The organism is Arthrobacter ramosus, from assembly GCF_039535095.1.
GTDB classification, from domain to species: Bacteria; Actinomycetota; Actinomycetes; order Actinomycetales; family Micrococcaceae; genus Arthrobacter; species Arthrobacter ramosus.
Window position 1 is genome coordinate 4,303,780 of sequence record NZ_BAAAWN010000001.1, and the last position, 23,012, is coordinate 4,326,791.

Genomic DNA, 23,012 nt, shown 5'->3' on the forward strand with positions numbered 1-23,012 from the left:
ACTTCCCTTCCAAGTCCTCTTACGTGGCTGCCCCCACGCTTGGAGCCGCGCTGTGAACGCGCTCCTCATCTCATGCCTGGAAGGCGAACTGGACCCAGTCCAGGGGCTTGCGAAGTTGTCCGTTGTGGAGCTCAACTTTTTGGCCGACGCTCTCTTCAGGCTGCTCGACGTCGGGAAGCCTGAGTTCGGGGTCAAGTCCTGGTACGACGCGGTCCTGGATGAGATGGCTGCGCGCGGTGAGCGGTCCGCGCGCGGTGAGCGGTCCGAGCGGGGTGAGGGTCCTACGCCCGGTGGGCGCTCCGCCATCGAGGTTTCCTCGGACTAGTCTTCCCGTGCCGCGGAGGCTAAAGTGGCGCCGGCGCCGGCTCCCCCTGGTGCTTGTCGGTCTGCCAGTTCGCGCACGACTGTTTTCAATTCCTGCCTGAACATCGACGTATCGATCGACACCTGGGCAAGAACCTGTTGTTCCGATTCGACCGCCCGCTCAAGCGCTTCCCTGCCGGCGTCGGTCAGCGAAACGACGTGTACCCTGCGGTCCTCGGAACTTCGACGGCGGCTTACGTGGCCGTGGGCCTCGAGCCTGCTGAGGGTCTGCCCCATGGTCTGGGCCTGCACGCGGACGATCTGCGCGAGCGCGGTCTGGGTGATAGGGCCGGTGGCTGAAAGAACCTCCAGGGCGATGACACCGGCGTGGGTGAGGCCGATCGCCCTGAGATTCTCGTCCCAAGCGTGTTCCACCAGCCGGGCCGCCGTGGACAGCAACCGTCCGGTGGGCCAACGCTCAATGTCCGGCATATATCTCATTGTAGCCGTGAGGGGATTTTGTGGAGGTTGAGGGGTTTACTACTCCTGCGGCGGTCACCTCTAGACGGACCCAGCGTTCGAATTCGGTAGGCTGAGGCCAAAATTGCCTTCGATGGGGACTACGGATGTTTGGGTTGAGCCCGTGACGCCCTTGATTCGGCGGGGCGGAGCAGTTTGGTGGGGCAGAGCTTATTTCGCCATGCAGGCGATTGCCGGTTTTTCGTGGTGGGCCGCAGTTTTCCTGTCGCCGGTTGTGCGCGAGGCGACCCTCGGTAACCTCGGCCCGGTTGCGGTTGCCGTCTTCGACATTCCTTTGTTTGTTATGGCCTCGGCCATCGCGGCATTTGGCGTTAAGGCCGCCGCGGTGGTGAGTACCGCTTGGACGGGTATTGTCGCCGTCGCGCTGGCGGGATACGCCACCGTCACAACCGAAGCGGGCTGGGGCGTACTAGGCATGGGCGCTGCGACTGTGGGTTCGCTGATCGCGCTCTGCCTTGTCTTGCTCGGGCGTGTACCGACAGCGTGGATCATCCGCGGTCCGTTCGCATTCCGTCCCGCAATCCCCCGACCGACCGCCGCAACCCACGTGGTCTCAACATTCGGGCAAATTGTCCTCTTCTGGGGGTTCTTCCTGGCGGTGATTCCGTTTACGGTTGCTTTTCTCGAACAGCGCTGGGCCGTGGCACTCCCGTTTCCGTCGTTTGCACCTCCTGTGGGTGTCACGGTGCTGGTACTCGCCAGCGCCCTTGGCATCTCGGCGGCCGTAGCGATGTCGACATTAGGAGACGGCACGCCTCTGCCATCGGCAATGCCCAACCATCTGGTCATCGCAGGTCCGTATCGCTGGATCCGTAATCCAATGGCGGCCGCGGGCATTCTCCAGGGCGCCGCAGTCGGTGTCATCCTGCAGTCATGGCTGGTGGTGGCCTACGCCGTCGTCGGCTCGCTGGTGTGGAATTACGTTGTCAGGCCGCTCGAGGAATCTGACCTGGAGGAACGGTTCGGCGAAGAATTCCGGCAATACCGCGACGCCGTGCGCTGCTGGGTACCGCGGGTGTGGAGGACCCGCTCTCACAAACGATGATTTCTCCCGTGAATTCTTCCGTGCCGATGATCTCACCACCAGTATGGTGATTGCATAACGCAACCACTGATCTGAGGGGACCTTCACCATGGCTGTTCGAGTTGACCTGAATATCTCGCTGGATGGTTTCGCCACGACCACCGACGCAACTCCGGAGAATCCGTTCGGGTCGGATTGGGGCCGCCTGGTTGAGGCATATACGTCCACCCGCACGTTCCGTGAGCGGGTCTTGCATGACACGAGTGGAGAAGGAACGTCCGGCGTCGACGACAAATACGCAGCGGCCTACTTCGAGGGGGTCGGAGCGGAGATTATGGGGGCCGGCATGTTCGGGTTCCATAACTTCCCCGATGACCCCGAGTGGAAGGGCTGGTGGGGCGACGAGCCGCCCTTCCGCGTCCCGGTATTCGTCCTCACTCACACGCCCCGCCCTGACATCACGATGGCCGGCGGAACAACTTTCCACTTCGTAGATACCAGCCCCGAAGAAGTGCTTGAACGAGCGCTCAGTGCCGCGGGTGAAAAGGATGTGCGTATCGGAGGTGGCCCTACCGTTGTGCGCGACTACCTCAGTGCCGGACTTGTCGATCGGCTACACGTCGCGATCACACCCATCCTGCTCGGTAGCGGAATACGGCTCTGGGACGATCTCCGGGGGCTGGAAAGCGAATACACCGTCACGTCAGAGACCGCCGAAAGCGGCATCATCCACGTCACCTTTCGCCGATAACCCGGTAGCTGGTCACGCGCCCGGATACCAGTTTGACGAGGCAAGCCAGGCGCGGAGGTCAAGGGCATCGGGTACGAGTGCGCGGGTTGCCTCGAAAGGTTGATCGCGAACCTCCACACCGACCGCGAGGCACCCACCGAAGAGGAGTGCTCCGGTTCCTGAATGGGCTGCATCTACTCCCGTTTGAGCGTGAGCGCCAGGCTGGGAACGGCGAAAGACAAGAGAAAGATCGGTAGGGGGCTCTTCCCGCCGCACCGGAATCTCGCGATCTCGCCCTCGGCGACGTCGAAAGACTTGGTCCTGCTCGAATTTCGGCCATTTCGGACCTGCAGGGTGTGATGTCCAGGTTCGACCGTTATGTCGATTGTCTCGTTCAGTTCGACAGCCCCGGCATGTTTCCCGTCGACAATGGCCTCGTACGTGCCGCGCCGGACTTCCACCCCGATGGTCCTGTGCGTCAGCTTGAGCGTTGCAGACATTCTGATCTCCTCCGGTGTCCTGAAAAGGGACTTTCGGCAAGTCATCGGCGAGCCGTTCGCCGTCGTACCTTGCCGGTTACGTCGACCGCTACTGTTTCAGCGGCGCGAGTTGTATTTTCTTCGCAAGCGCGTAAGCGGTCGGAAGATCGCTGTCGCTTTCGACGAAGACACGGCCAATGACGAGCGCGGAATGGCTTGGCGAAGAAATCTGCGTCATGCCGTTCGGTACGGTTCCGTTCCATCCAGGCCCGCTGAGAACATAGTCGCCGGCTTTGGTTCCCGTCGTGCGTTTGCCGACGTAGGCAAAGTTTGTGCTTTCCGACGGGTCGGTGAACTGCACGCTGAAGTAGCGCCCTGCCATGTCCGGTACGTGTAGGACTTGAGGCCCCTTGCTCACGTCGAGCCAGCCGCCGACGTAGAGCAAATCGTCGGCTCCGGTTGCCATAAGACTCCCGCGCGACGTCGACGGCGAAGAGGTGCCGGGCACGGCGTACAGCGTGTTGACGGGGATCGGGCCCTCACCGAACCCATGCTTGAGAATCGCCCTCTTGTATCCATTGACCGTGAGTCGCGGCCAGAGGTAGATGAACGCGGGTGCGCCGAGCCCCCAGACGATGACTGCCGCTATGACGAGTGGAATGATCCCGTCCCCGTTGGCGATCCGCCGGTAGATGACCCAAGCGAAGACCGCCAGAATGACGGCCGTAAGTGGACGTCCGTACTTCAAGATGAGCCGGTTCATCTCACTGCGCCCTGACAATGCGCGGCAATTGGTACGTGCCGTCGAGAATCGCCGCGCCAGGCAGATATACGCGGAACATCAGCTTGAACTTCCCGGATGGAATTGGCAGCCAGTTCTGCTCGTGCCCGTCCGGAGCCTCATGTTGGAGATGGATATCGACAGAACCGTCGGCGTTCTCCGCGAGAGGTGAACGGTCACCGACGCTGTAGCGGTTTGTTGGATTGTTCACCATATACCCGACGGTATCGGTCGGAGTGAGCGACCAGAAGGCGTCACTCGGGGGGAGTTTCCCGGCAGGAAAATGCAGGACGTATCCATGCCCGCCGCTTAGCGTTTGCCCTGAGCCATCCACCGTGGTCGTCCAATACGCGGCCTCCTCAAACACATTCACGATGGGAAGGGCTTTGGCGCAGGCGGCCCGCACGAGGACTCCGTTGCCGGGCTGGCCGCATTTGCGGATGGCACTCCAACCGTTGACAGTCGTTGTGACCGCCCTCCCCACGGCATTCATCACGAGGATCGCCGTCAAGAACGCCAGCACGGCCCCGAGAATCAATCCTTGTACGACACCGGACTGTGAGAACCACGCGAGGGCATTAGCCATAACCGCAAACTACCACTGAGCTAAAGGGCTGAGCGCTTTTCCGCACCGCCAGCCGCCCTGCAATTAAGTGCGCTAACGCCCTTGCCTAAGACGACGCCGGTACCAAGCAACAAAACCCCACAGCGCGACGATCAAACATACGGCAGCGACAATCCCCCGCCACAATACAAAAGGTTGCCAAAGCCCGAAGATCAGGGCCCAAACAAGGAGAACACCACTCACGTCGAGTCGTGGGGCTCGGTTCTTCATGGAGGCTCTCCTTCTTAATCTGTCTCAGTCCAGGAGCGCGAGCGCCAAAGACCAACTCAATGAAGAATACTTTCCCAACAGCCCGACATCGGACGCGGACTCCGGACCGCAGCCCGCAGCGCGCCCACGTCGCCGAGCGCGCACACGTCCCGAAAGCCCCGCTTCCGAGAGGCGCCTCGTTGCCCAGGGCAAATTCCAGTGACACTACCGTCCCGGGCGCCCATACTGGGAGCATGAGCGTCAATACCCGCCGCACAGCGGAAGGCGCCGCTGTTGCCACCCCGGCCCCCACCGCCCCCGCTGCTCCGACAGAACCAACCGCACCGGCCAGCCCAACAACCGGTCCCATCACCCGCGAAGAACTGCAACTGGCTTCGCGCAACCACGCCTTGCCGTTGGAAATGCTCCGATGGCCCGTCACACCGCTGGGCATGCACTATCTCCTGGTCCATTTCGACGTTCCCCAGATCGATCCCGTTTCGTGGCGGCTGAATATCGGCGGGCTCGTGGACCATCCGCACGAGTACACCCTGCCTGACCTACAGCACCGCGAGCGCCGCACCCAGGCAGTCACAATGGAGTGCGCCGGCAACGGCCGCTCGCGGCTGGAACCGCGGCCCGTGAGCCAACCATGGGACCAGGGTGGAGTGGGCACCGCCGAGTGGACCGGTACCCCGCTCGCTCCGTTGCTGCTCGACGCCGGCGTGTCACCCGACGCCGTCGAGCTCGTCTTCACGGGCGCGGACCGCGGGATCCAGGGCGGTGTGGAGCATCAATACGCGCGCAGCCTGACGCTCGCGGAAGCAATGTCCGACGACGTCCTGCTCGCCTACGAGGTCAACGGCCAGCCACTGCCACCGCAGCATGGCTACCCCGTCCGGCTGCTCGTCCCGGGCTGGTACGGGATGACGAGCGTCAAATGGCTGCAGTCCATCGAGGCAATAGACCACAGCTTCGACGGTTACCAACAGCTCGACTCCTACCGCTATACCCAAGACGCAGACGACACCGGCGAGCCCGTCCAGCGGATCAAAGTCCGTTCCCTCATGGTTCCCCCCGGCGTTCCCGATTTCTTCACGCGGCAACGCACCGTGGACGCTGGACCGGTCCAGCTGAGCGGCCGGGCCTGGTCCGGGAAAGGAACCGTGGACAGCGTGGAAGTCTGTGTGGACGGGGTCTGGGAGCAGGCCGAACTTCAGGCTCCCACCGGCCGGCATGCGTGGCGCGGATGGACGTTCACGTGGATCGCAACGCCCGGTTCCCACGAGTTGGCATGCCGTGCGACGGATTCCACCGGGCAGACCCAGCCAGAGGCGCCGGAGTGGAACTATCAAGGCATGGGAAACAATGACATCCAACGGCTGACTGTGACCGTCCGGCAGTAACCTGCCCGCGGGCACGCCGAAGCCGGGCCGTTGACCGGGTGCGACGGCATGAGTACTGTGAGTCCACTATCCATCCGCGCCCTGGAGGCAGCAATGGGCGGCACATCCAAGAGCAACGCCGACTACGAGTTCCTCACGGTCTGGCGCGTCGCGGGGACCCCGCATGAGGTCATGGATATTTTGGGCGACGCCGGAACACTGCCCCGCTGGTGGCCTTCGGTGTATCTGAGGGTTGTTCCGCTGGATCCGGGAAATGCGGACGGTACGGGAAAAGCCTTCTCCCTGCACTCCAAAGGTTGGCTGCCTTACACGCTTCGCTGGAGGTTCACGGTCACCGAACCCATCACGGAGCGAGGTTTCGCGATCGCGGCGAGCGGTGACCTGCATGGTACCGGGCGCTGGACTTTCGAACAGGACGGCCCGGAAACGGCGGTCACCTATGACTGGCGGGTCAGTACATCGAAACCTCTGCTCCGAAGACTAAGCTGGCTGCTCAAGCCCGCTTTTGCCGCGAATCACCATTGGGCGATGGCCCGCGGTCAAGAAAGCCTCGCCCTTGAATTACGACGACGACGTCCCGGCACGGACCTTTCCAAGGTCCCCCGTCCGGCGCCGCCTAGGTTTGCAAGCCGATACCGCTGGCCAAGGAGTACAACGCATGCCTGACGATAACAAGGGCGAAGTCCGCTGGTTGTTGGAGCCCGAGGACCAGGACTATCCGAGCGCCGCAGACTACCTTTCCCTGCTGGAATCCGACCACGTGGTGGCCTCGGTGGTCGCCGCCCTCAAGGAGGCGCCCATCCAGCACCGCAAGGCCAAGGACATTCTCCGGGCGGCCCGCTTGGCGTTGCTCCCGGAAGACAACGCCCACGTGGCCTCGGACCTGAAGAAGATCAAGGAGGGCAAGAAGCTCTCGCCCATCCTGATGGTCCGGGGAGATCTGGCCACGGGCATGCCTGCGCAGGTGGCCGATGGATATCACCGGGTGTGCGCAAGCTACTACACAAACGAAAACACGGACATTCCCCTGAAACTGGCTGATGCGCCCCGGTAACCACCGCAGGCCAACCGCGATGCCCGAAGAAGGAGGAACGTGTCGTTCTTTCAGCTTGCGCTGATCGCCACGGTCGCGCTCCTCGGTCCGCTCCTGGCGCTGCCCCGGAAATGGCACCTTCCCGTTGTGCTGGGGCAGTTGCTGGCGGGCATCGTGATCGGACGCACGGGTCTGGGACTGGTGGACTCTTCGGATCCCACCTTCACCTTTGTAGCCGACGTCGGGTTCGCCCTCATCATGTTCGTCGCCGGAACGCATGTCCCCGTGCGGGACAAAGCCATCCGCCCTGCCCTGGGTAGCGGCGCCCTGCGCGCCGGCGTCGCCGCGGTGCTGGCCGCCGTCGTCGGAGTCGTCATCGCCTTTGCCTTCGGCACCGGACACGCTCCCCTCTACATCGTTCTGCTCGCGTCCTCCTCCGCAGCGCTGGTCTTGCCGATCGTCGACTCGCTTCGGTTGACAGGGCCGAAGGTCCTGACGACGACGGCGCAAGTGGCGATCGCCGACATCGCTTGCATTGTGGCGCTTCCGTTAGCCGTTGACCCGCCTAACGCCGGCCGGGCAGCCGTGGGGGCAGCCATCGTCGCGGCTTGCGCGCTGGTCTTGTTCTTTGTGCTTCGCTGGCTGGAGGACAGCGGCAACCGCGGACGGTTGCATGACATGTCCGAGGACCGGAAGTTCGCACTGGAACTGCGGATCCAACTGGCCTTACTCTTCGCACTTTCAGGACTCGCAGTCCTGGGCCACGTCTCCATCATGCTGGCCGGGTTCTCGTTCGGCCTGGTGGTCTCCGCGGTGGGCGAACCCCGTCGCCTGGCGCACCAGCTCTTCGCCGTGAGCGATGGTTTCCTGGGACCGGTGTTCTTCGTTTGGCTGGGCGCATCGCTTGACCTGCGGACCCTCGCGGGCAGCCCACGGATGATCCTCCTCGGGATCTGCCTTGGCTTCGGCACGCTGGTGGTGCACGGGAGCCTCCGGGCCCTCGGGCAGCCCCTGCCGCTCGCAGTGCTGGCGTCGTCCCAATTGGGAGTACCGGTTGCAGCCGCCACTATCGGCTCCCAATTGCATTTGCTGGAGCCGGGAGAAGCCGCCGCCATGATCCTCGGCGCCCTCATCAGCATCGGGGCGAGCACCATCGCGGGCTCGCGGGCGGCTCGCAGCTTTTCGGAGGCCGCGCCGGATCCGGCAGGCAAAGGCCCGGCAGGCAAGCCGTCGGAAGGCGGTCCGGCAATAACTGCTTGATTCCTCAAGCCGCGTATTGGTTCGGGTAACGTCAATGCGGTAGTTATGAGCCCGGGAACTAAAGGAGTGGCCATGAGCCGGAAAACGAAAAAGCCAAAGGCCCGCGGCGGGCACCTGAAGGCAGTGCCGTCGGCCCCGAAAATGCCTTTGCAGTTGGTCCTCAACCATCGCGTAGTCGACTCCTTTACCCCGGATTTCGTTCGCTGGTACGAAAGATTTAGTGACGCCGAAGACGCCCTTCAGTGCTTGCAGATAGTCAAACTCTTCATCACGGCAAACCACGCGATCAGCGAAGAAAGCTCTGCAACCAGCTTTGACCCCGACAGTTTGGACGACGCAGCCCTTGCCCTTGCCGTCATGCTTGACGAGTCTGACAGCGATGAGGCGCTTGTCGAGATCTTCGATTACTTGCACCTTTACGTTGAATTCCTCTTTGAAACGGGCCTCTGGTCGGGGACCGAGGAAGATTATTTCGTCGTCCACATGCTCCTCAGCGAAGAAGCTGCCGGGGAAATGGATCTTCCTGGCGACATCCCGGAGCTCTCCGACGAAGAGCAGGACCGGGCGTTCCAGGAACTCCCGGTTCTCCAGTTGACCAGACGTTTGCTGGAGTGGCTTGGAGCCGGAAAGGATGTCACCAGCACCGGCGTGCTCCGGCTGAAGGACATTGAAGGTGCTGCCGGAGCAGTAGGAGTGAAGGCCAGAGGGAAAAGGACCGGGAAACGGCCTCTCTCGGAGGGCCAAGGCGACGGCGACGGCGATCCTGAGTCATTTGAAGTCGGCTCCATGCACGAGGTCCCCGTGCTGCGCGAAATCTGGGCTGCGCTGGTGGACATCGATGTCCTGTCGATTGGATCGACGCGTGCCGCGCCCGGCGCAGGCGCAGAATCGTGGCACTCCCCGGACCTGGATTCGAGACTTCAGACTCGGCGTGAGTTCCTCACGGTATTCCTTGCCAGTGCTGTGATGGATTCGGGCAGCATGTCGGAGGAAGGTCCACGGGACAAATGCAACTCTAGCCAGCGTCCTACTGAAGGGAACCACTGGAGAGCCCGTCAGTGCGGACGAACTCGAGAGGGCGGCAGAGAACAAATCGGCGGACAGCGCGTTGCCCGCTTTCGAGGCTATGCGGGCGCTCCGCGAACTGGCCAGCCTCGCCGATCTTGGTCTCGTCAACGTCGACACCCACTACACCGTTTCCCCGGTGGTCATCCAGTGCGTGATCCCGGCGCTCGCCCTGGTTCTTGCCATGGAGGACGATTTCGAGCCGGGCCCGTCACACGACCCATCCGACAGCCAACCGGCCACGAACCACCGGTAGAATGACCGGGTTGACCAGCCGGTACTGGACGGTCAACCACCCGCTTGAAGGCTACCGAGGGAGGATTCCGTGCGCGCATCGCATGCCCGGACACCTTTCCATGCCATGCGTTCGGGCGCCCTGGCGGTTGCGATTGTTGCCCTCGCGGCAGGGGCCCACGTGCTCTCCGGCGGTGCGCTTCCCGTCGCGCCGGTCTTGCTGGCCGTCCTCGCATTGACCGGGCTCGTCACCACGCTTGCCACCCGGTTCAGGCTCGGATTGCCGGTCATTGCCGCGCTTCTGGGAGCCGGCCAGCTGGTCCTGCATGAAGCCTTCACGGCATTCGGTCCGCTCACCGTCCCGGCTCCGGGATCACCGGCACACCATCTGGCGGCCGAGCACCTTTCCCCGCCGCTGGGCGCTGAAACGGTGCATTTTCACGAGGTCGACACTCCCCTCAGCTGGTTGATGCTGACGGGACACGCCCTCGCCACCGCCGCTTCGGCATTGCTCCTTGCCAAGGGCGAGCAGACGCTATGGCAGCTCGAGGCGTGGCTCCGTCCCCTCCTGCAGCTCATCCTCCTGATCTTCAGGCCCGACACCGGCAGCTCAGCTGTTGCGTTCAGCGCACCTGCCGTATTCATCCCCCGACCGTGGCGGAACCTCAGGCAAGACAGCAGACGCGGCCCGCCCGCCGTCGTCGTACCCTCCTGACTCCGCCCGGCACCGCCTTCAACTGGTGACGGGCACATCCCCCGCACCTCGGCGCGCTTTCGCGCGCCCGTTGAAAGGCAACAACCATGAACAAGTCCTCACTCCGCTGTGCCCTCTCCGCCACCGGAATCGCCGGCGGCACCGCCGCACTGATGATGGCCGGCCTCGCAGGCGCTTCTGCGCACGTCTCCATCAACCCGGACAAAACCACCGCCAACTCGTACGCGCTGCTGACCTTCGGCGTCCCGCACGGTTGCGACACCTCGGGCACCACCAAGCTGACCATCAACCTCCCCGAGGAACTGACGGACGCCACGCCCACGGTGAACCCCAACTGGACGGTCGAGAAGGTGACGCAGACGCTGCCCGAGCCCAAGAAGCTGGCCGACGGCACGTCGATCACCAAACGCACCAGCCAGATCGTCTACACGGCCAAGGCCCCGCTGGACCCGCACTTGCGCGACGCGCTGGTCCTGTCCGTGAAGCTGCCGGACACCGCTGGCAGGACCCTCTACTTCCCCACGCTCCAGAACTGCGAGCTGGGGCAGACAAACTGGGCTGAAATCCCGAAGGACGGCCAGGACCCGCACTCGCTGAAGGCTCCGGCTCCGTCGGTGTCCGTCACAGCCGCGGGCGCGGCCGCGGGTGATGGTCACATGGCTGCTTCAATCTCCACAGAGCAGGCAGCTTCCGTGACCGACGACGGCTCACAGGCGCGCAGCTGGGCCGGCCTGATCGCCGGCGTAGCAGGGCTGGGGCTGGGTGGCGCGGCCTTCTTCCGCAGCCGTTCCGCCAAGGCTTCAGTGTCCAAGTAACGGGTCCGCTGGGTCGGCGTCCGGAACATCACGATCCGGACGCCAATCCGGCGCCGCTGCCGCGCCGCAGTTGACTCCGGCAAATGACGACGAAATGCTGTGCGCATGACGAATATGCGAGTCAAGAACGGTCTCCTGCTCACGATGGCAGCAGCCTCGGTATTCCTGCTCTCCGGCTGTTTCCAAAGCCAGGCACAGCCCTCGGGCTCAGCCGTACCCAGCGACACGGCTTCGGCCTCGTCGTCACCGTCGGCCTCGGCCTCGAGTACTCCTACTTCAAGCGGCAGCGCCACACCATCGAGCACCGGGACGACGGCATCCGGCGTCGCTCTCTGCAAAGCGGGCTCGCTGACAGCTTCTGTCGACTCCACAGGGGGCGGAGCGGCAGGCAGCGTCTACATGAAACTCATACTGACCAACTCCGGCACGGAACCCTGCGTCCTCAATGGCTTCCCGGGCGTCTCACTCACGTCTGGAGCCACGGGCGATCCGATCGGCGCGGCTGCCGCCCGCGACGACTCCCAGCCTGTGACACAAGTGGTTCTCGCTCCGGGGAAGGCCGGTTTCGCCCAGCTCCGCTACACCCAGGCCGGCAACTACCCCGAATGCACCCAGGCCCCTGCCGCCGGCTTCCGGGTCTACCCACCCGAGGACACCGCCTCGCTGTTCATCCCGCAGCAACGCACGGCCTGCAGCAACACCAATATCAACCTCCTGACCGTCCAGGCATTCCAGGCGGGGTAGGAGGCGGGGTTTAGCCGCTGTTCCTTATTGTGTCGGTGCCGTGAGGCATGATGGAGGAATGCAGGAGCAGGAGCTACCCGGCGGTCCTGGCAATACGGCCATGGACCGCTTCAGCCGTGCCACGCGCGAATGGTTCCTCGGTGCTTTCTCCGCGCCCACACCTGCCCAGGACGGTGCGTGGAAAGCCATTTCTTCCGGATCGCATGCCCTCGTGGTGGCACCCACCGGTTCCGGCAAGACGCTCGCGGCATTCCTGTGGGCGCTGGACCGGCTCTTGTCGGTGTCCCCTACTGTTTCCGCTGACGCCCTTCCGGTGCTTGAGGAAGCGAGCGGCCGCGCCCGTGCCAAAGCCCCCAAGCGCAAGACCCGCGTCCTGTACATCTCACCCCTCAAAGCACTCGGCGTCGACGTCGAACGGAACCTCCGCTCGCCGCTGATCGGCATCACGCAGACCGCCAAACGGCTCGGGTTGCCGGCCCCGCTTGTGAGCGTCGGCGTCCGCTCAGGGGATACGACGACGGCGGACCGCCGCGCGCTGCTCAGCCACCCGCCGGACATCCTCATCACCACGCCCGAGTCCTTGTTCCTCATGCTGACGTCCAAAGCCCGGGAAACGCTCAGCGAGGTGGACACCGTCATCGTCGACGAGGTCCACGCAGTTGCAGGTACGAAGCGTGGCGCGCACCTCGCAGTGTCGTTGGAACGGCTCGATGCGTTGTTGCCGAAACCCGCCCAACGGATCGGTCTCTCGGCCACCGTGGAACCGCGCGAGCTGGTCGCGCAGTTCCTCGCGGGCTCGGCACCCGTGGAAATCGTCGCACCGCCGTCGCACAAGAACTGGAACCTCAGCGTCAGCGTTCCTGTGGAGGACATGTCGGACCTGGCGGGAGCTGCGGGCGCCTTCGACTCCGGGCCAGCCTCCGGACTCCAGCCCCAAGCGTCCATTTGGCCGCATGTTGAGGAGAAGATCGTTGACCTTGTGCTGTCGAAGCAGTCCACCATTGTGTTTGCCAACTCCCGCCGTCTCGCGGAGCGACTCACAGCCCGGCTGAACGAGATCTACGCGGAGCGCCAACTCATGGCGGTGGATGTGTTTTCCGCGGCGGCGGATTCGGGGGCGGATTCGGTGCTGGACCCGGGGCTGCCACCCTCGGGGCTGCCGTCCTCGACGGCGACACCCGCCCACATGATGGCCCAGGCCGGAAGCACGAGCGGCGCCGATCCGGTCCTGGCCCGCGCGCACCACGGTTCCGTATCCAAGGACCAGCGGGCACTCATCGAGGACGACCTCAAGTCGGGACGGCTGCGGTGTGTTGTAGCCACGTCATCCCTGGAACTCGGCATCGACATGGGCGCGGTGGACCTGGTAGTCCAAGTCGAGTCGCCGCCGTCGGTGGCCAGCGGACTGCAACGGGTAGGCCGCGCCGGCCACCAGGTGGGTGAGATTTCCGAAGGCGTACTCTTCCCCAAGCACCGGGCAGATCTGGTCCACACCGCCATCACCGTGGAACGGATGCTAAGCGGAAAGATCGAACGCCTCCATGTTCCCGCCAACCCCTTGGACATTCTCGCCCAACAAACAGTCGCCGCCACCGCGCTGGGAAGCATCGATGTCGAGGAATGGTTCGCCACTGTGCGCCGGTCCGCTCCGTTCGCGACGCTGCCCCGCTCCGCTTTCGAAGCGACCTTGGACCTCCTGGCCGGACGGTATCCCTCGGACGAGTTCGCCGAGCTCCGTCCGCGCATCATTTGGGACCGGGACGCCGGGACCATCGAAGGCCGCCCGGGAGCACAGCGCCTTGCCGTGACCTCGGGCGGAACCATCCCCGACCGCGGGCTCTTCGGCGTGTACATCATCGGCACCGAGACCGAAGGCACGGGTTCCGGTTCCGGTTCTGCCTCTGGCTCCGGCCAGAGCGGTGGGGCGTCCGCACAAGAGCCCAGTCCGGCGTCGCGCGCTGCCAAAGGCGGCCGACGCGTCGGCGAACTCGACGAAGAAATGGTCTACGAATCACGCGTCGGGGACATCTTCGCCTTGGGTGCCACCAGCTGGAAAATCGAGGACATCACGCACGACCGTGTCCTCGTCTCGCCCGCCTTCGGCCAGCCCGGAAAACTCCCCTTCTGGAAAGGCGATTCCTTGGGCCGGCCGGTGGATCTCGGCCGCGCGCTCGGCGCATTCGTGCGTGAGCTCTCCGCTTCGGATCAAGGTCCAGCGCTGGAACGCTGCAAGGCCACCGGGCTGGACGACTTCGCCGCCGGCAACCTGCTCCAGTATCTGGGCGAGCAGAAGCAGGCCACGGAAGTCGTGCCCAATGACCGGACGCTCGTGGTCGAACGGTTCCACGACGAACTCGGCGACTGGCGCGTGGTGCTGCACAGCCCCTTCGGCATGCCGGTCCACGCACCGTGGGCCCTCGCCGTCGGGCAGCGGCTCCAGCAGCGCTACGGGCTGGACGGTTCCGCCATGGCCGCCGACGACGGCATCGTGCTGCGGGTGCCGATGATGGAAGACGAACCCCCTGGGGCTGAGCTGTTCCTGTTCGATCCGGAGGAACTTGAGCAGATCGTGACGGCGGAGGTTGGCGGCAGTGCCTTGTTCGCCTCCCGCTTCCGCGAGTGTGCCGCGCGTGCGCTGTTGTTGCCGCGGCAGAATCCTGGGAAAAGGCAGCCGCTTTGGCAGCAACGGCAACGCTCGGCGCAATTGCTGGATGTCGCCAAGAAATACCCTTCGTTCCCCATCGTCCTCGAAACCGTGCGCGAATGCTTGCAGGATGTCTACGACCTCCCGGCGTTGAAAGACATTGCCGCTTCGATCGAACGCCGGGAACTGCGCTTGGTTCAGACCACCACGCAGCAGCCCTCCCCCTTCGCCAAGTCGCTGCTCTTTGGGTATGTGGCCCAGTACCTGTACGAGGGCGATTCTCCGCTAGCCGAACGCAGGGCCGCGGCTTTGGCCCTCGACTCCACGCTCCTGAACGAGCTCCTGGGCAGGGTGGAACTGCGCGAGCTCCTGGACGCGAAGGTCATTGAGGCCACTGAGCTCGAGCTCCAGCGGCTGGCACTGGACCGGCGGGTCCGTGGCATGGAAGGCGTCGCAGACTTGCTGCGCCTGCTGGGCCCCCTGAGCATCGAAGAAGTGGCTGCCCGTTTGCAGCCCGAAGGGGTGGAAGCCTCCCCGGATAGTTCCCCGGATCTGCCCGCGTTGCATCTAACGGCCACCTCGCACCTGGCCGCGTTGCGCAAGGCCAACCGCGCGCTCACAGTGACGCTCAGCGGCGTCGAACGATTCGCGGCCATCGAAGATGCGGCCCGGCTCCGGGATGCCATCGGCGTTCCGCTGCCCATGGGAGTGCCGCTCGCCTTCATCGAGCCGGTCCACGATCCACTCGGGGACCTGGTCTCCCGTTACGCACGAACCCACGGACCATTCACGGCCGAGGAAGCTGCCGCGAGACTGGGACTGGGTGTTGCCGTCGTGAGCACCGCGCTGAAACGCTTGGCGGCGGACGGCCGTGTAGTTGAGGGCGAGTTCCGCCCGCACCCGAGTGCGCCGGACACGGTTCCCGATGCGGGGGCCGAGTTGTTGGATGCGCCGGAACTCCCGGCTGTCCCTCTCCGGGGAGTCCCATTTGGTAGCGAGTGGTGCGATTCCGAAGTGCTGCGCAAGCTCCGGCGTCGTTCGCTGGCCGCGTTGCGCGCCGAAGTGGAGCCGGTGGACGCTGCTGCGTATGGCCGGTTCCTGCCAGCCTGGCAAAACGTGTCCGTGCCTTCTGGCGGCCGTTCCCGGGGTGCCCCGGCACTGCGCGGGCTCGACGGCATCATGACCGCCGTCGATCAGCTCTCCGGCGTCCCCGTTCCGGCGTCGGCCTGGGAGCCCTTAGTGCTGTCCAGCCGGATCTCCGACTATCAGCCAGCCATGTTGGACGAGCTCATGGCCGCAGGCGAAGTCTTGTGGTCCGGAGCCGGGTCCTTGCCCGGGAACGACGGCTGGATCAGCCTCCACGTGGCCGAAGCCGCGGAATTGACGCTCAACCCGGACCCTGATTTCGAGCCCGGCGATGCCCAGCTCCGCCTTCTGGAATACTTGCAGACCGGTGGCGGCGCCTATTTCTTCCGGCAACTCACCGAGGTTGCGGGCGGCATGGATGCTGTCCTCAGCGACGACGCCGTGGTCGCCGCCCTGTGGGATCTCGTCTGGGCCGGCCGCATCACAGGCGACACCTTCGCCCCCGTCCGCGCGATGATTGCGGGCGGCCGCACCGCACACAAGCAGCCCGCGCGGCCGCCGCGGTCCAGGTCCCTGCGCATGAGCAGGCTCGGCCGCTCGCACGGCACGGGGCTTTTGGGATCGCCAGGACTCACGGGCGGACGCTACGGCTCGGTCACCGGAACAGCTCCGACTCCCCCGCTCGCCGTTGGACGCTGGTCGGCATTGCCCGCTCGTGAGCTCGACCCCACGATCCATGCACGCGGGACCGCCGAACTCCTCCTCGACAGGTACGGCGTCGTAACCCGCGGCTCCGTCATGGTGGAGAACATCGTGGGCGGATTCGGGTTGATGTACAAGGTCCTCGCGCGCCTCGAAGAAGCCGGGCGGTGCCGCCGCGGCTACTTCATCGAACACCTCGGAGCAGCCCAGTTTGCCGTACCGGCGACGGTGGACCGATTGCGCTCCTTCACTGAAGATGCCCAACTCGCCAAGGCCGAGCCTGTCGCCTTGGCCCTCGCCGCAACCGATCCCGCAAACCCGTACGGCGCGGCCCTCCCGTGGCCCGCGTTGGCCGTCGACGCCGGATCGGGTCACCGTCCGGGACGGAAGGCAGGGGCCTTGGTGGTGATAGTCGACGGCGCCTTGGTTTTGTACGTCGAACGCGGTGGGAAGACCCTGCTTACTTTCAGCCACGACGACGCCGTCCTGGCGGCTGCCGCTGCGGCGCTCGTAGGCGTGGTCCGCCGGGGAGCAGTGGACAAATTGATCATGGAGAAGGTTAATGGCCATGACCTCCTGGACACGCCCGCGGCTTTTGCCCTTGCGGCTGCCGGGGCGTACTCCACGCCGAAGGGTTTGAGGATCCGTGCCTGAAGTGGGGATCCGTGCCTGAGGGCGACTCGATCTGGCGGGCCGCCGCGGAGCTGCACAAGGCCCTTGCCGGGCAGACACTTGTCTCCTCGGACTTCCGGGTACCCAGGTTTGCCACGCTGAACCTGGCCGGATGGACCGTGTCCGAGGTGGTGCCACGCGGAAAGCACTTGCTCATGCGCTTGCTGGAGCCGGCGGCGGCTTCGCCGGACGGGCCCGGTTCGGCGGCGGCTTCGCCGGGTGAGGCCGGTTCGGCGGCAGCTTCGCCGGGTGAGGCCGGTTCGGTGGCGGCCGGACGGCCCCGGCGCGCCCTGACCATCCATTCGCACTTGAAAATGGAGGGTAGCTGGCAGGTCTATGCCCCCGGCGGCCGCTGGAGGAAACCGGGCCACACGGCCAGGTGCGTCCTCCGCACGGCGACGGCCGACGTCGTCGGCTTCTCCCTCGGAATCCTGGAAGTAATCCCGACCCCGGACGAAAAGCGCGTAGTAGGGCACCTTGGCCCCGATCTGCTCGGGCCGGGCTGGGACCCTGAAGAGGCGGTCCGTCGCCTGCGGGCCGCACCGGACACACCGATCGGCGTCGCACTGTTGGACCAGCGGAACCTCGCCGGCATCGGCAATATCTACCGTTGCGAGGCGTGTTTCCTGGCTGGGGTGCATCCGGCCGCGCCGGTATCGGCTGTGCCGGACCTGACACGGATGCTCGGGGAAGCCAAGGACCTGCTCGAGGCCAACTTAGGACCGGGTCGAAGGATGACGCGTGGCACCGCGTTCCCTGGAGTCCGGGGGATTCCCCGCTCTGGCTTTTGGGTGTACGGCCGCGAGCACCAGCCGTGCCTTCGCTGCGGTACGCCCATTCGCCGCGGGTTGCTGGGACCGGCGTCGGGGTTGGAAGACCGGACCATCTACTTCTGCCCGGAATGCCAGCCCGCTCCTTGACGCTGGAGGATTCGCGCGGCTGACGCTGCGGAGATTCCCTGGCGACACCCGAATTCCGGGGGCGTCAGGAAATCGGCGCGTCGCCAGGACGAATCCGCGTCACGAAGCGGCGGGCACAGCTTCCGGGGCAGCCTGGGGAGCCTTCACCGGAACCGTGAACAGCGGCAGCAACAGCTGAACCACAGGCCCAATCGCAAGCGCGTAGACCACAGTTCCCACGCCGACGGACCCACCCAGCAGCCAGCCGACACCGAGAACGACAACCTCGATCAAAGTCCGGGACAAGCGCACGGACCAGCCCGTGCGGCGGGCAAGTCCCGTCATGAGTCCGTCGCGGGCACCCGGGCCAAGGCGTGCGCCGATGTAGCAAGCGGAGGCGATGCCGTTGAGGACCACGGCACCGGCGAGCATGGCGATCTGGCCACCCAGGTGGGAGAACGCGGGGATCAGGGCCAGGCCGATGTCCGCGAAGACACCCACCAGCACGGCGTTGGCGAGGGTTCCGAAACCGGGCATCTGCCGCAGCGGGATCCAGAGGAGAAGGACAAGGAAGCTGACAACCACCACGACGGTGCCGATGCTCCATCCAATCTTCCCCGCGACGCCCTGGTGGAACACATCCCAGGGATCCAGGCCAAGGCCGGCCCGGATGAACATGGCCAGGGAGATCCCGTACATTGCGAGGCCGATCAGGAGCTGGGTGATTCTGCGGGTCATCATGAAACCATGCTCCCGAAAACTGGCATTGCTTTCCATAGCCAGTTTGCGATACTGGTCTTATGCCCGGATCCCTGAACCCCACAGCCATGGCGCGTCTCCTCGGCCCGTGGAACAGTGGGGCCGCTCCCGCCTATCGCGAGCTTGCCGACGTCGTACGCCTTTTGGTGATGGACGGGCGCATCCCGCTTGACGTCGCACTGCCCAGCGAGCGCGCACTTGCCGTCATGTTGGGCGTCAGCCGGACCACCGTCACTGCCGCCTACGCCAGCCTGCGCGAGCAAGGGTTCCTCAGCGGCGGCCAGGGCAGCAGGGGTCGGACGGGCATTCCGCACCGGACGGTTCCAGTCAGCGGACCAGGACTGGCCGTTCCGGATGGGATTCTTGACCTCGCCTATGCTTCACTGCCGGCCACGGGCGAGGTGGTGCACCGGGCTTTCGCGGATGCGTTGATTGACCTCCCGGCGCTGTTGCCCGGGTTTGGCTACGACGCCGTCGGCCTCCCGCCCCTCCGGGAAGCCATCGCAGACCGCTACACGGCAGCCGGCATCCCCACCGCGGCCGCGCAGATACTGGTGACTTCGGGGGCCCAGCACGCGCTGAACATCATCTTGAAGACCCTCGCCGGGCGGCAACAGAAGGTCCTCGTGGAGCATCCCAGCTACCCCAACGCTCTCGACGCAATCCGCGCTTCGGGCTCCCGCACGGTTCCGGTGCCGATGCCGCCTGCCGCGGAGCCGACGTCGGGCGGTGGCGGGGAGCCGACGTCCGGCGGCTGGGATATCGACGGCATGGTGGCCGCGATGCGCCACCAACGCCCGGCCATGGCCTACCTCGTGCCGGACTTCCACAACCCCACCGGGCGGATCATGTCCAACCTTCAACGCCGCCGCCTGGTCCGCGAGGCGGCAGGAACGGGCACTGTTCTGGTGGTGGATGAAACACTGCGGGAGCTGAACCTCGACGACGTCAGCACCTCGCCGCTCGCGGCGTTCAGTCCGGCCGTGGTGACCATCGGTTCGCTCAGCAAATCGCATTGGGCCGGGCTCCGGACAGGGTGGATCCGGGCTGATGAGGACCTGATCAGCCGCTTCGTGCAGACCCGGACCACCATGGATCTGGGCGGGCCCATCGTCGAGCAATTGGCTGGGGTTCGGCTGCTCCGGGCCTTCACCGAACCGCTGGACGCCAGGCTAGCGGAGCTGCGGCGGAACCGCGAAGCGCTCCTCGGACTACTGGCCGAGCACCTGCCCGAATGGCACGTGGAACGTCCGCGCGGCGGGCTGACGGCATGGTGCAGATTGCCCACGCCGTCGAGTACCGCTCTGACCGTCGTCGCTCCGGACTTCGGCGTGCGGCTGGCGGCAGGGCCGCGCTTCGGCGTCGGCGGCGCTTTCGAGCACTTCATGCGTGTTCCGTACACCCTCGCGCCGACCCGACTTGGGACGGCGGTGCTGGCACTGCGCGATGCCCAAGCCAGGATCGACGCATCGCCGCAGCTTCGGAGGACTTTGAAGGCACCCAAGGAAGCCGCCGCCGTCGCGTAGCCCGCCTAAACCGCCGCTCCCCCACCCAACTAGCTCGCATTTGTTGTCGTTTTGAGGGCTCAGAACGACATTAACTGCGAGTCAGTTGGGTTGCACGGGGCCACGTTACTCGTGCGGTGCCGAGGAGGAGCCCATGCGCTGCTTTGCGGTGTTGGTGCCCGGACCGACCGGGACATGCGAGGTGGCTTTGGCCAGGCCAAACTGCGGCATGCCGTTGTAGACCACCTCAATTCCCGACGCCGGCACCTGATAGGTTTCGTGCCACACGCCAATGTCACCGCTTCCCGCGACTTCCTTCATGAATCGTCGCCACGGCGCCAAGTGCGGCGAATCCCTGTCCGCCGCGAAGCGCCTCAGATGCTCGGGACTCTCCCAATAGCTGAGCAGCATGGTGGTGCGCCCGAACCACTGTTCGCAGCCGAGCATTCCGGACTCTGGATGTGTTGCGAGATGGCGGAGCATGGTGGGCATTGCCGATGCCACGCGCGCCACTTTGCCGATCTTCCACCAACGGTTGGCCCGCATTCCGATGAGGAATACGGTCACCGACTCGCGCCCTGTGTCCGCCGTGAAGCGTCCGGGGAAGATTTCCTGTGCCATATGAATCCTTCGGTCTGGGAACGGTAGCTCAAATTCCGTTCTTCGAGTTTTGTAACGTCGTTATGAAACAATGTTATGAAACACTTGGAAGCATGGCAAGACCCATCGTTCATGACCAGCTCGTCCGGGGGCGGCTTCTTCAGGTAACGGCCGAACTCGTCGACCGGGATGGCCCCGCGCGAGTCACGCTCCGGGACGTTGCCGCAGCCGCCCAGACCTCAACCACCGCGATCTACTCGCTTTTCGGCGGCAAGGCCCAGTTGCTGACGGCCGCCGTCGACGACGGATTCCGCTCCTTCGGCGACTCGCAACGGCTCGCCGAAAGCGGTGGGCTCCGAGGTCTGGGCCTCGCCTACCGTTCCTGGGCACTGGAGCATCCGGCTTTGTACCGGCTCATGTTTGGCGGCTCACTTGCCAGCTATGTGGACTGCAGCCCGACGCCGGCAGTCGCCTCGGAAGCCATGCTTCCCCTGATGGAAGCCGTGACCGCCGCGCAGAAAGCGGGGACCGTCCGCGAAGCCGAGGCCACGACGATCGCCATGTCCATCTGGGGACAGGTCCACGGACTCGTGAGCCTGGAATTGGCGAACATGGACGCCCCCGGAACCGAATGGGAAGGGATCTACGCCGCGGCCTTGGATGCCGTGGCACGCGGCTGGGCAGCCTGAGCCGGTTTCACCTCCCCCAGCCCAACTGACTCGCAGTTGTTGTCGCTTAGAGGGCTCAAAACGACAACAAGTGCGAGTCAGTTGGGCGGGCCGCAGGCCTAGGCGTACACCTTCTCCAGGAACCCGCCCCAGGCCTTGGCGGTCAGTTCGGAATCGCCGCTGCCGCTGAAATCGTGCACCGTCATGCCCACGGGGGCTCCGAAGGAGTTGCGGCCGAAGAAGCGGTAGAGCGTGTCGGCGGTCCGCAGGCCCAGGAAGTGCTGGTTGGTGAAGTCGAGCTCCCCGCTCAGCCGCCCCACGCCGTCGACGTCCACCTCAACCGTTGAACCCTGCGCAACACCGTCCACACCGAGGGCCTTCTTCAGTTGCACAAAACCGTCGGGCGTCTGCGAGGCCGCCGGGCCTTGGATGTCCGTGAAGACGACGGGCTTACCGTCAAAGTACTGAAGGTACTGGCCCAGAGTGTGCAAGTAAAACTCGGTGTGCTTGCTGGCGCCGTCGTACTGACCCTCCCAGTTGTCCGCGAAGATGCCGCTGTGGACATAGTGCAGCTTGGCACGGCCGCCGTCGAGCGGTTCGAGTACGTGCTCCAGCTGGTTGAACCAGCCGTCCGGCCCGTCCATCCGGGTCACAAGGTGGCTGGGGTATTCGTCCACGGTTTTCACGGCCGGCCACTGATCGGTGGGAAACATCCAGGCCGAGGTGTCCTGTGTGACAGCCTGCCAGACCCGTTCAGGAGTGCCGGGCAGTTCGGTGTCGGCCACGATTTCGAATTCACGGTTGTCAGTCATTGCCCTGTTCCTTTTCTGGAGAGTGCTGCGTATTTGTCTTGAGTGCGGGATGAAGTACGACGACGAGTCGGTGCTTGCGTGCGCCGCTCGCCGCTGCCGAAGCACCGCCGTCGTGGTATTTGTCCACGAGCCGGGTCACCGCGACGCCGAGTTCCTCGGCAAAGGCGGCGCGGTCCGACGCCGATCGGAAGGTGATTTCGCCGTCGATCGCGAAGCTCGCAAGCTTCTTCTTGGCCGCGGCCGCGCCCGCTATCAGCTTGCCCATCTCCTGGACCGTCCGGGCCGCGAGGGCCAGGAGCCAGAAGGCGGAAAAGCGGTCCGAGAAGCGTCGGGGATCCGGCGCCACGGATGCAAGCGCCACCGGCGAGATCAGGTACGACGCCGCCGTCGCGCGCAAAACGCGTTCGGTGACGTTACCCTTCTTCCGTTCTTCCACAAGCTCGACGAGCCCATGCCGCTCAAGGGCCTTGAGATGGTAGTTGACTTTCTGCCGGGGCAGGCCCACCCTGACCGCCAGCTGGGTGGCGGAACCGGGCTCGACAAGCTCCTGCAGAATGCGGGTGCGGATCGGGTCCAGCGACGCTTCCGCCGCGGCGGGATCCTCGATCACTTCGATGTCCAACATGCTTCCATTGTGCCTACCGACAACTTTTCTTGTCAAGAACTTTTTTCTCGTCGGATGGTTGCTGGACGCCGTCAGAGGGAGCCGTGCCGGCCTGTAC

23 protein-coding genes are annotated in these 23,012 nt (G+C 64.9%); 15 read left to right on the forward strand and 8 right to left on the reverse strand.

Annotated elements, in window-relative coordinates; translation table 11 throughout:
- Positions 1-52 precede the first annotated feature (52 nt).
- On the forward strand, positions 53-325 hold the full coding sequence (locus ABD742_RS19790; RefSeq protein WP_234752360.1) for a hypothetical protein: 273 nt from the start codon (positions 53-55) through the stop codon (positions 323-325).
- Here the strand turns inward: ABD742_RS19790 and ABD742_RS19795 are convergent.
- Positions 322-795 (reverse strand): MarR family winged helix-turn-helix transcriptional regulator, encoded by a 474-nt coding sequence (locus ABD742_RS19795; RefSeq protein WP_234752358.1) that lies wholly within the window; start codon positions 793-795, stop codon positions 322-324. The genes ABD742_RS19790 and ABD742_RS19795 overlap by 4 nt on opposite strands.
- 208 nt (positions 796-1,003) lie before the next feature.
- Here ABD742_RS19795 and ABD742_RS19800 point away from each other — a divergent pair, with 208 nt between their 5' ends.
- Positions 1,004-1,888, forward strand: a complete 885-nt coding sequence (locus tag ABD742_RS19800; RefSeq protein ID WP_234752356.1) for a methyltransferase family protein — start codon at positions 1,004-1,006, stop codon at positions 1,886-1,888.
- An 88-nt stretch (positions 1,889-1,976) separates the two neighbouring features.
- On the forward strand, positions 1,977-2,618 hold the full coding sequence (locus ABD742_RS19805) for a dihydrofolate reductase family protein (RefSeq protein WP_234752354.1): 642 nt from the start codon (positions 1,977-1,979) through the stop codon (positions 2,616-2,618).
- 173 nt (positions 2,619-2,791) lie between these two features.
- Here the strand turns inward: ABD742_RS19805 and ABD742_RS19810 are convergent, their stop codons facing one another.
- The 3 genes from ABD742_RS19810 to ABD742_RS19820 form a co-directional block, all read right to left on the reverse strand.
- Positions 2,792-3,097 carry a hypothetical protein gene (locus ABD742_RS19810; protein ID WP_234752352.1) on the reverse strand — a complete coding sequence of 102 codons (306 nt, stop codon included), beginning with the start codon at positions 3,095-3,097 and terminating at the stop codon, positions 2,792-2,794.
- A gap of 88 nt (positions 3,098-3,185) precedes the next feature.
- Entirely contained in the window at positions 3,186-3,839 is a 654-nt protein-coding gene (locus tag ABD742_RS19815; RefSeq protein WP_234752350.1) for a DUF1254 domain-containing protein, read from the reverse strand.
- A gap of 1 nt (position 3,840) precedes the next feature.
- Entirely contained in the window at positions 3,841-4,443 is a 603-nt protein-coding gene (locus ABD742_RS19820; protein ID WP_234752348.1) for a DUF1214 domain-containing protein, read from the reverse strand.
- Positions 4,444-4,925: 482 nt separating this feature from the next.
- On the opposite strand from ABD742_RS19820, the gene ABD742_RS19825 reads away from it, so the two are divergent.
- The 10 genes from ABD742_RS19825 to ABD742_RS19870 all read left to right on the forward strand — a co-directional run bounded on the left by ABD742_RS19825 (position 4,926) and on the right by ABD742_RS19870 (position 17,967).
- Entirely contained in the window at positions 4,926-6,077 is a 1,152-nt protein-coding gene (locus ABD742_RS19825; protein WP_234752346.1) for a sulfite oxidase, read from the forward strand.
- Between the two features lie 93 nt (positions 6,078-6,170).
- Positions 6,171-6,743, forward strand: coding sequence for an SRPBCC family protein (locus ABD742_RS19830; RefSeq protein ID WP_234752547.1), 573 nt, complete (start codon positions 6,171-6,173; stop codon positions 6,741-6,743).
- Positions 6,736-7,131, forward strand: coding sequence for a hypothetical protein (locus ABD742_RS19835; RefSeq protein WP_234752344.1), 396 nt, complete (start codon positions 6,736-6,738; stop codon positions 7,129-7,131). Before ABD742_RS19830 ends, ABD742_RS19835 begins: the two co-directional genes overlap by 8 nt.
- A gap of 39 nt (positions 7,132-7,170) precedes the next feature.
- Positions 7,171-8,370 carry a cation:proton antiporter gene (locus ABD742_RS19840; RefSeq protein ID WP_234752342.1) on the forward strand — a complete coding sequence of 400 codons (1,200 nt, stop codon included), beginning with the start codon at positions 7,171-7,173 and terminating at the stop codon, positions 8,368-8,370.
- Between the two features lie 72 nt (positions 8,371-8,442).
- Positions 8,443-9,696 carry a hypothetical protein gene (locus ABD742_RS19845; protein ID WP_234752340.1) on the forward strand — a complete coding sequence of 418 codons (1,254 nt, stop codon included), beginning with the start codon at positions 8,443-8,445 and terminating at the stop codon, positions 9,694-9,696.
- A gap of 64 nt (positions 9,697-9,760) precedes the next feature.
- Entirely contained in the window at positions 9,761-10,384 is a 624-nt protein-coding gene (locus ABD742_RS19850) for a hypothetical protein (protein ID WP_234752339.1), read from the forward strand.
- Between the two features lie 86 nt (positions 10,385-10,470).
- Positions 10,471-11,199 (forward strand): YcnI family copper-binding membrane protein, encoded by a 729-nt coding sequence (locus ABD742_RS19855; RefSeq protein WP_234752337.1) that lies wholly within the window; start codon positions 10,471-10,473, stop codon positions 11,197-11,199.
- 105 nt (positions 11,200-11,304) lie between these two features.
- The gene (locus tag ABD742_RS19860) at positions 11,305-11,943 is read left to right on the forward strand and encodes a DUF4232 domain-containing protein (RefSeq protein ID WP_234752336.1); all 639 of its coding nucleotides are present in this window, start codon (positions 11,305-11,307) and stop codon (positions 11,941-11,943) included.
- A 58-nt stretch (positions 11,944-12,001) separates the two neighbouring features.
- Positions 12,002-17,029 carry a DNA glycosylase AlkZ-like family protein gene (locus ABD742_RS19865; RefSeq protein ID WP_234752334.1) on the forward strand — a complete coding sequence of 1,676 codons (5,028 nt, stop codon included), beginning with the start codon at positions 12,002-12,004 and terminating at the stop codon, positions 17,027-17,029.
- 11 nt (positions 17,030-17,040) lie between these two features.
- On the forward strand, positions 17,041-17,967 hold the full coding sequence (locus ABD742_RS19870; protein ID WP_234752332.1) for an Fpg/Nei family DNA glycosylase: 927 nt from the start codon (positions 17,041-17,043) through the stop codon (positions 17,965-17,967).
- Positions 17,968-18,066: 99 nt separating this feature from the next.
- Here the strand turns inward: ABD742_RS19870 and yczE are convergent, their stop codons facing one another.
- Positions 18,067-18,687 (reverse strand): membrane protein YczE, encoded by a 621-nt coding sequence (gene yczE / locus ABD742_RS19875; RefSeq protein ID WP_234752330.1) that lies wholly within the window; start codon positions 18,685-18,687, stop codon positions 18,067-18,069.
- Between the two features lie 59 nt (positions 18,688-18,746).
- Here yczE and yczR point away from each other — a divergent pair, with 59 nt between their 5' ends.
- Complete coding sequence (yczR, locus tag ABD742_RS19880; RefSeq protein ID WP_234752328.1) at positions 18,747-20,231, forward strand: MocR-like transcription factor YczR; 1,485 nt, start codon at positions 18,747-18,749, stop codon at positions 20,229-20,231.
- Positions 20,232-20,336: 105 nt separating this feature from the next.
- On the opposite strand, the gene ABD742_RS19885 is transcribed toward yczR, so the two are convergent.
- The gene (locus ABD742_RS19885; protein ID WP_234752326.1) at positions 20,337-20,831 is read right to left on the reverse strand and encodes a DUF4188 domain-containing protein; all 495 of its coding nucleotides are present in this window, start codon (positions 20,829-20,831) and stop codon (positions 20,337-20,339) included.
- A gap of 92 nt (positions 20,832-20,923) precedes the next feature.
- Here ABD742_RS19885 and ABD742_RS19890 point away from each other — a divergent pair, with 92 nt between their 5' ends.
- Complete coding sequence (locus ABD742_RS19890; RefSeq protein ID WP_234752325.1) at positions 20,924-21,499, forward strand: TetR-like C-terminal domain-containing protein; 576 nt, start codon at positions 20,924-20,926, stop codon at positions 21,497-21,499.
- A gap of 98 nt (positions 21,500-21,597) precedes the next feature.
- Here ABD742_RS19890 and ABD742_RS19895 read toward each other — a convergent pair whose 3' ends face one another.
- The gene (locus ABD742_RS19895; protein ID WP_234752323.1) at positions 21,598-22,290 is read right to left on the reverse strand and encodes an SRPBCC family protein; all 693 of its coding nucleotides are present in this window, start codon (positions 22,288-22,290) and stop codon (positions 21,598-21,600) included.
- Entirely contained in the window at positions 22,283-22,915 is a 633-nt protein-coding gene (locus ABD742_RS19900; protein WP_234752321.1) for an ArsR/SmtB family transcription factor, read from the reverse strand. The genes ABD742_RS19895 and ABD742_RS19900 overlap by 8 nt, the downstream gene beginning before the upstream one ends.
- Positions 22,916-23,012: the final 97 nt, after the last annotated feature.

Excerpts from the sequence above, each read along its gene's own strand:
- ABD742_RS19900 (WP_234752321.1), bottom strand. The coding sequence starts at position 22,915 with ATGTTGGACATCGAAGTGATCGAGGATCCCGCCGCGGCGGAAGCGTCG.
- ABD742_RS19865 (WP_234752334.1), top strand. The coding sequence starts at position 12,002 with ATGCAGGAGCAGGAGCTACCCGGCGGTCCTGGCAATACGGCCATGGAC.
- yczR (WP_234752328.1), top strand. The coding sequence starts at position 18,747 with ATGCCCGGATCCCTGAACCCCACAGCCATGGCGCGTCTCCTCGGCCCG.
- ABD742_RS19855 (WP_234752337.1), top strand. The coding sequence starts at position 10,471 with ATGAACAAGTCCTCACTCCGCTGTGCCCTCTCCGCCACCGGAATCGCC.
- ABD742_RS19825 (WP_234752346.1), top strand. The coding sequence starts at position 4,926 with ATGAGCGTCAATACCCGCCGCACAGCGGAAGGCGCCGCTGTTGCCACC.
- yczE (WP_234752330.1), bottom strand. The coding sequence starts at position 18,687 with ATGATGACCCGCAGAATCACCCAGCTCCTGATCGGCCTCGCAATGTAC.
- ABD742_RS19860 (WP_234752336.1), top strand. The coding sequence starts at position 11,305 with ATGACGAATATGCGAGTCAAGAACGGTCTCCTGCTCACGATGGCAGCA.
- ABD742_RS19805 (WP_234752354.1), top strand. The coding sequence starts at position 1,977 with ATGGCTGTTCGAGTTGACCTGAATATCTCGCTGGATGGTTTCGCCACG.
- ABD742_RS19895 (WP_234752323.1), bottom strand. The coding sequence starts at position 22,290 with ATGACTGACAACCGTGAATTCGAAATCGTGGCCGACACCGAACTGCCC.
- ABD742_RS19845 (WP_234752340.1), top strand. The coding sequence starts at position 8,443 with ATGAGCCGGAAAACGAAAAAGCCAAAGGCCCGCGGCGGGCACCTGAAG.
- ABD742_RS19835 (WP_234752344.1), top strand. The coding sequence starts at position 6,736 with ATGCCTGACGATAACAAGGGCGAAGTCCGCTGGTTGTTGGAGCCCGAG.
- ABD742_RS19795 (WP_234752358.1), bottom strand. The coding sequence starts at position 795 with ATGCCGGACATTGAGCGTTGGCCCACCGGACGGTTGCTGTCCACGGCG.
- ABD742_RS19815 (WP_234752350.1), bottom strand. The coding sequence starts at position 3,839 with ATGAACCGGCTCATCTTGAAGTACGGACGTCCACTTACGGCCGTCATT.
- ABD742_RS19810 (WP_234752352.1), bottom strand. The coding sequence starts at position 3,097 with ATGTCTGCAACGCTCAAGCTGACGCACAGGACCATCGGGGTGGAAGTC.
- ABD742_RS19820 (WP_234752348.1), bottom strand. The coding sequence starts at position 4,443 with ATGGCTAATGCCCTCGCGTGGTTCTCACAGTCCGGTGTCGTACAAGGA.
- ABD742_RS19890 (WP_234752325.1), top strand. The coding sequence starts at position 20,924 with ATGGCAAGACCCATCGTTCATGACCAGCTCGTCCGGGGGCGGCTTCTT.
- ABD742_RS19885 (WP_234752326.1), bottom strand. The coding sequence starts at position 20,831 with ATGGCACAGGAAATCTTCCCCGGACGCTTCACGGCGGACACAGGGCGC.
- ABD742_RS19830 (WP_234752547.1), top strand. The coding sequence starts at position 6,171 with ATGGGCGGCACATCCAAGAGCAACGCCGACTACGAGTTCCTCACGGTC.
- ABD742_RS19800 (WP_234752356.1), top strand. The coding sequence starts at position 1,004 with ATGCAGGCGATTGCCGGTTTTTCGTGGTGGGCCGCAGTTTTCCTGTCG.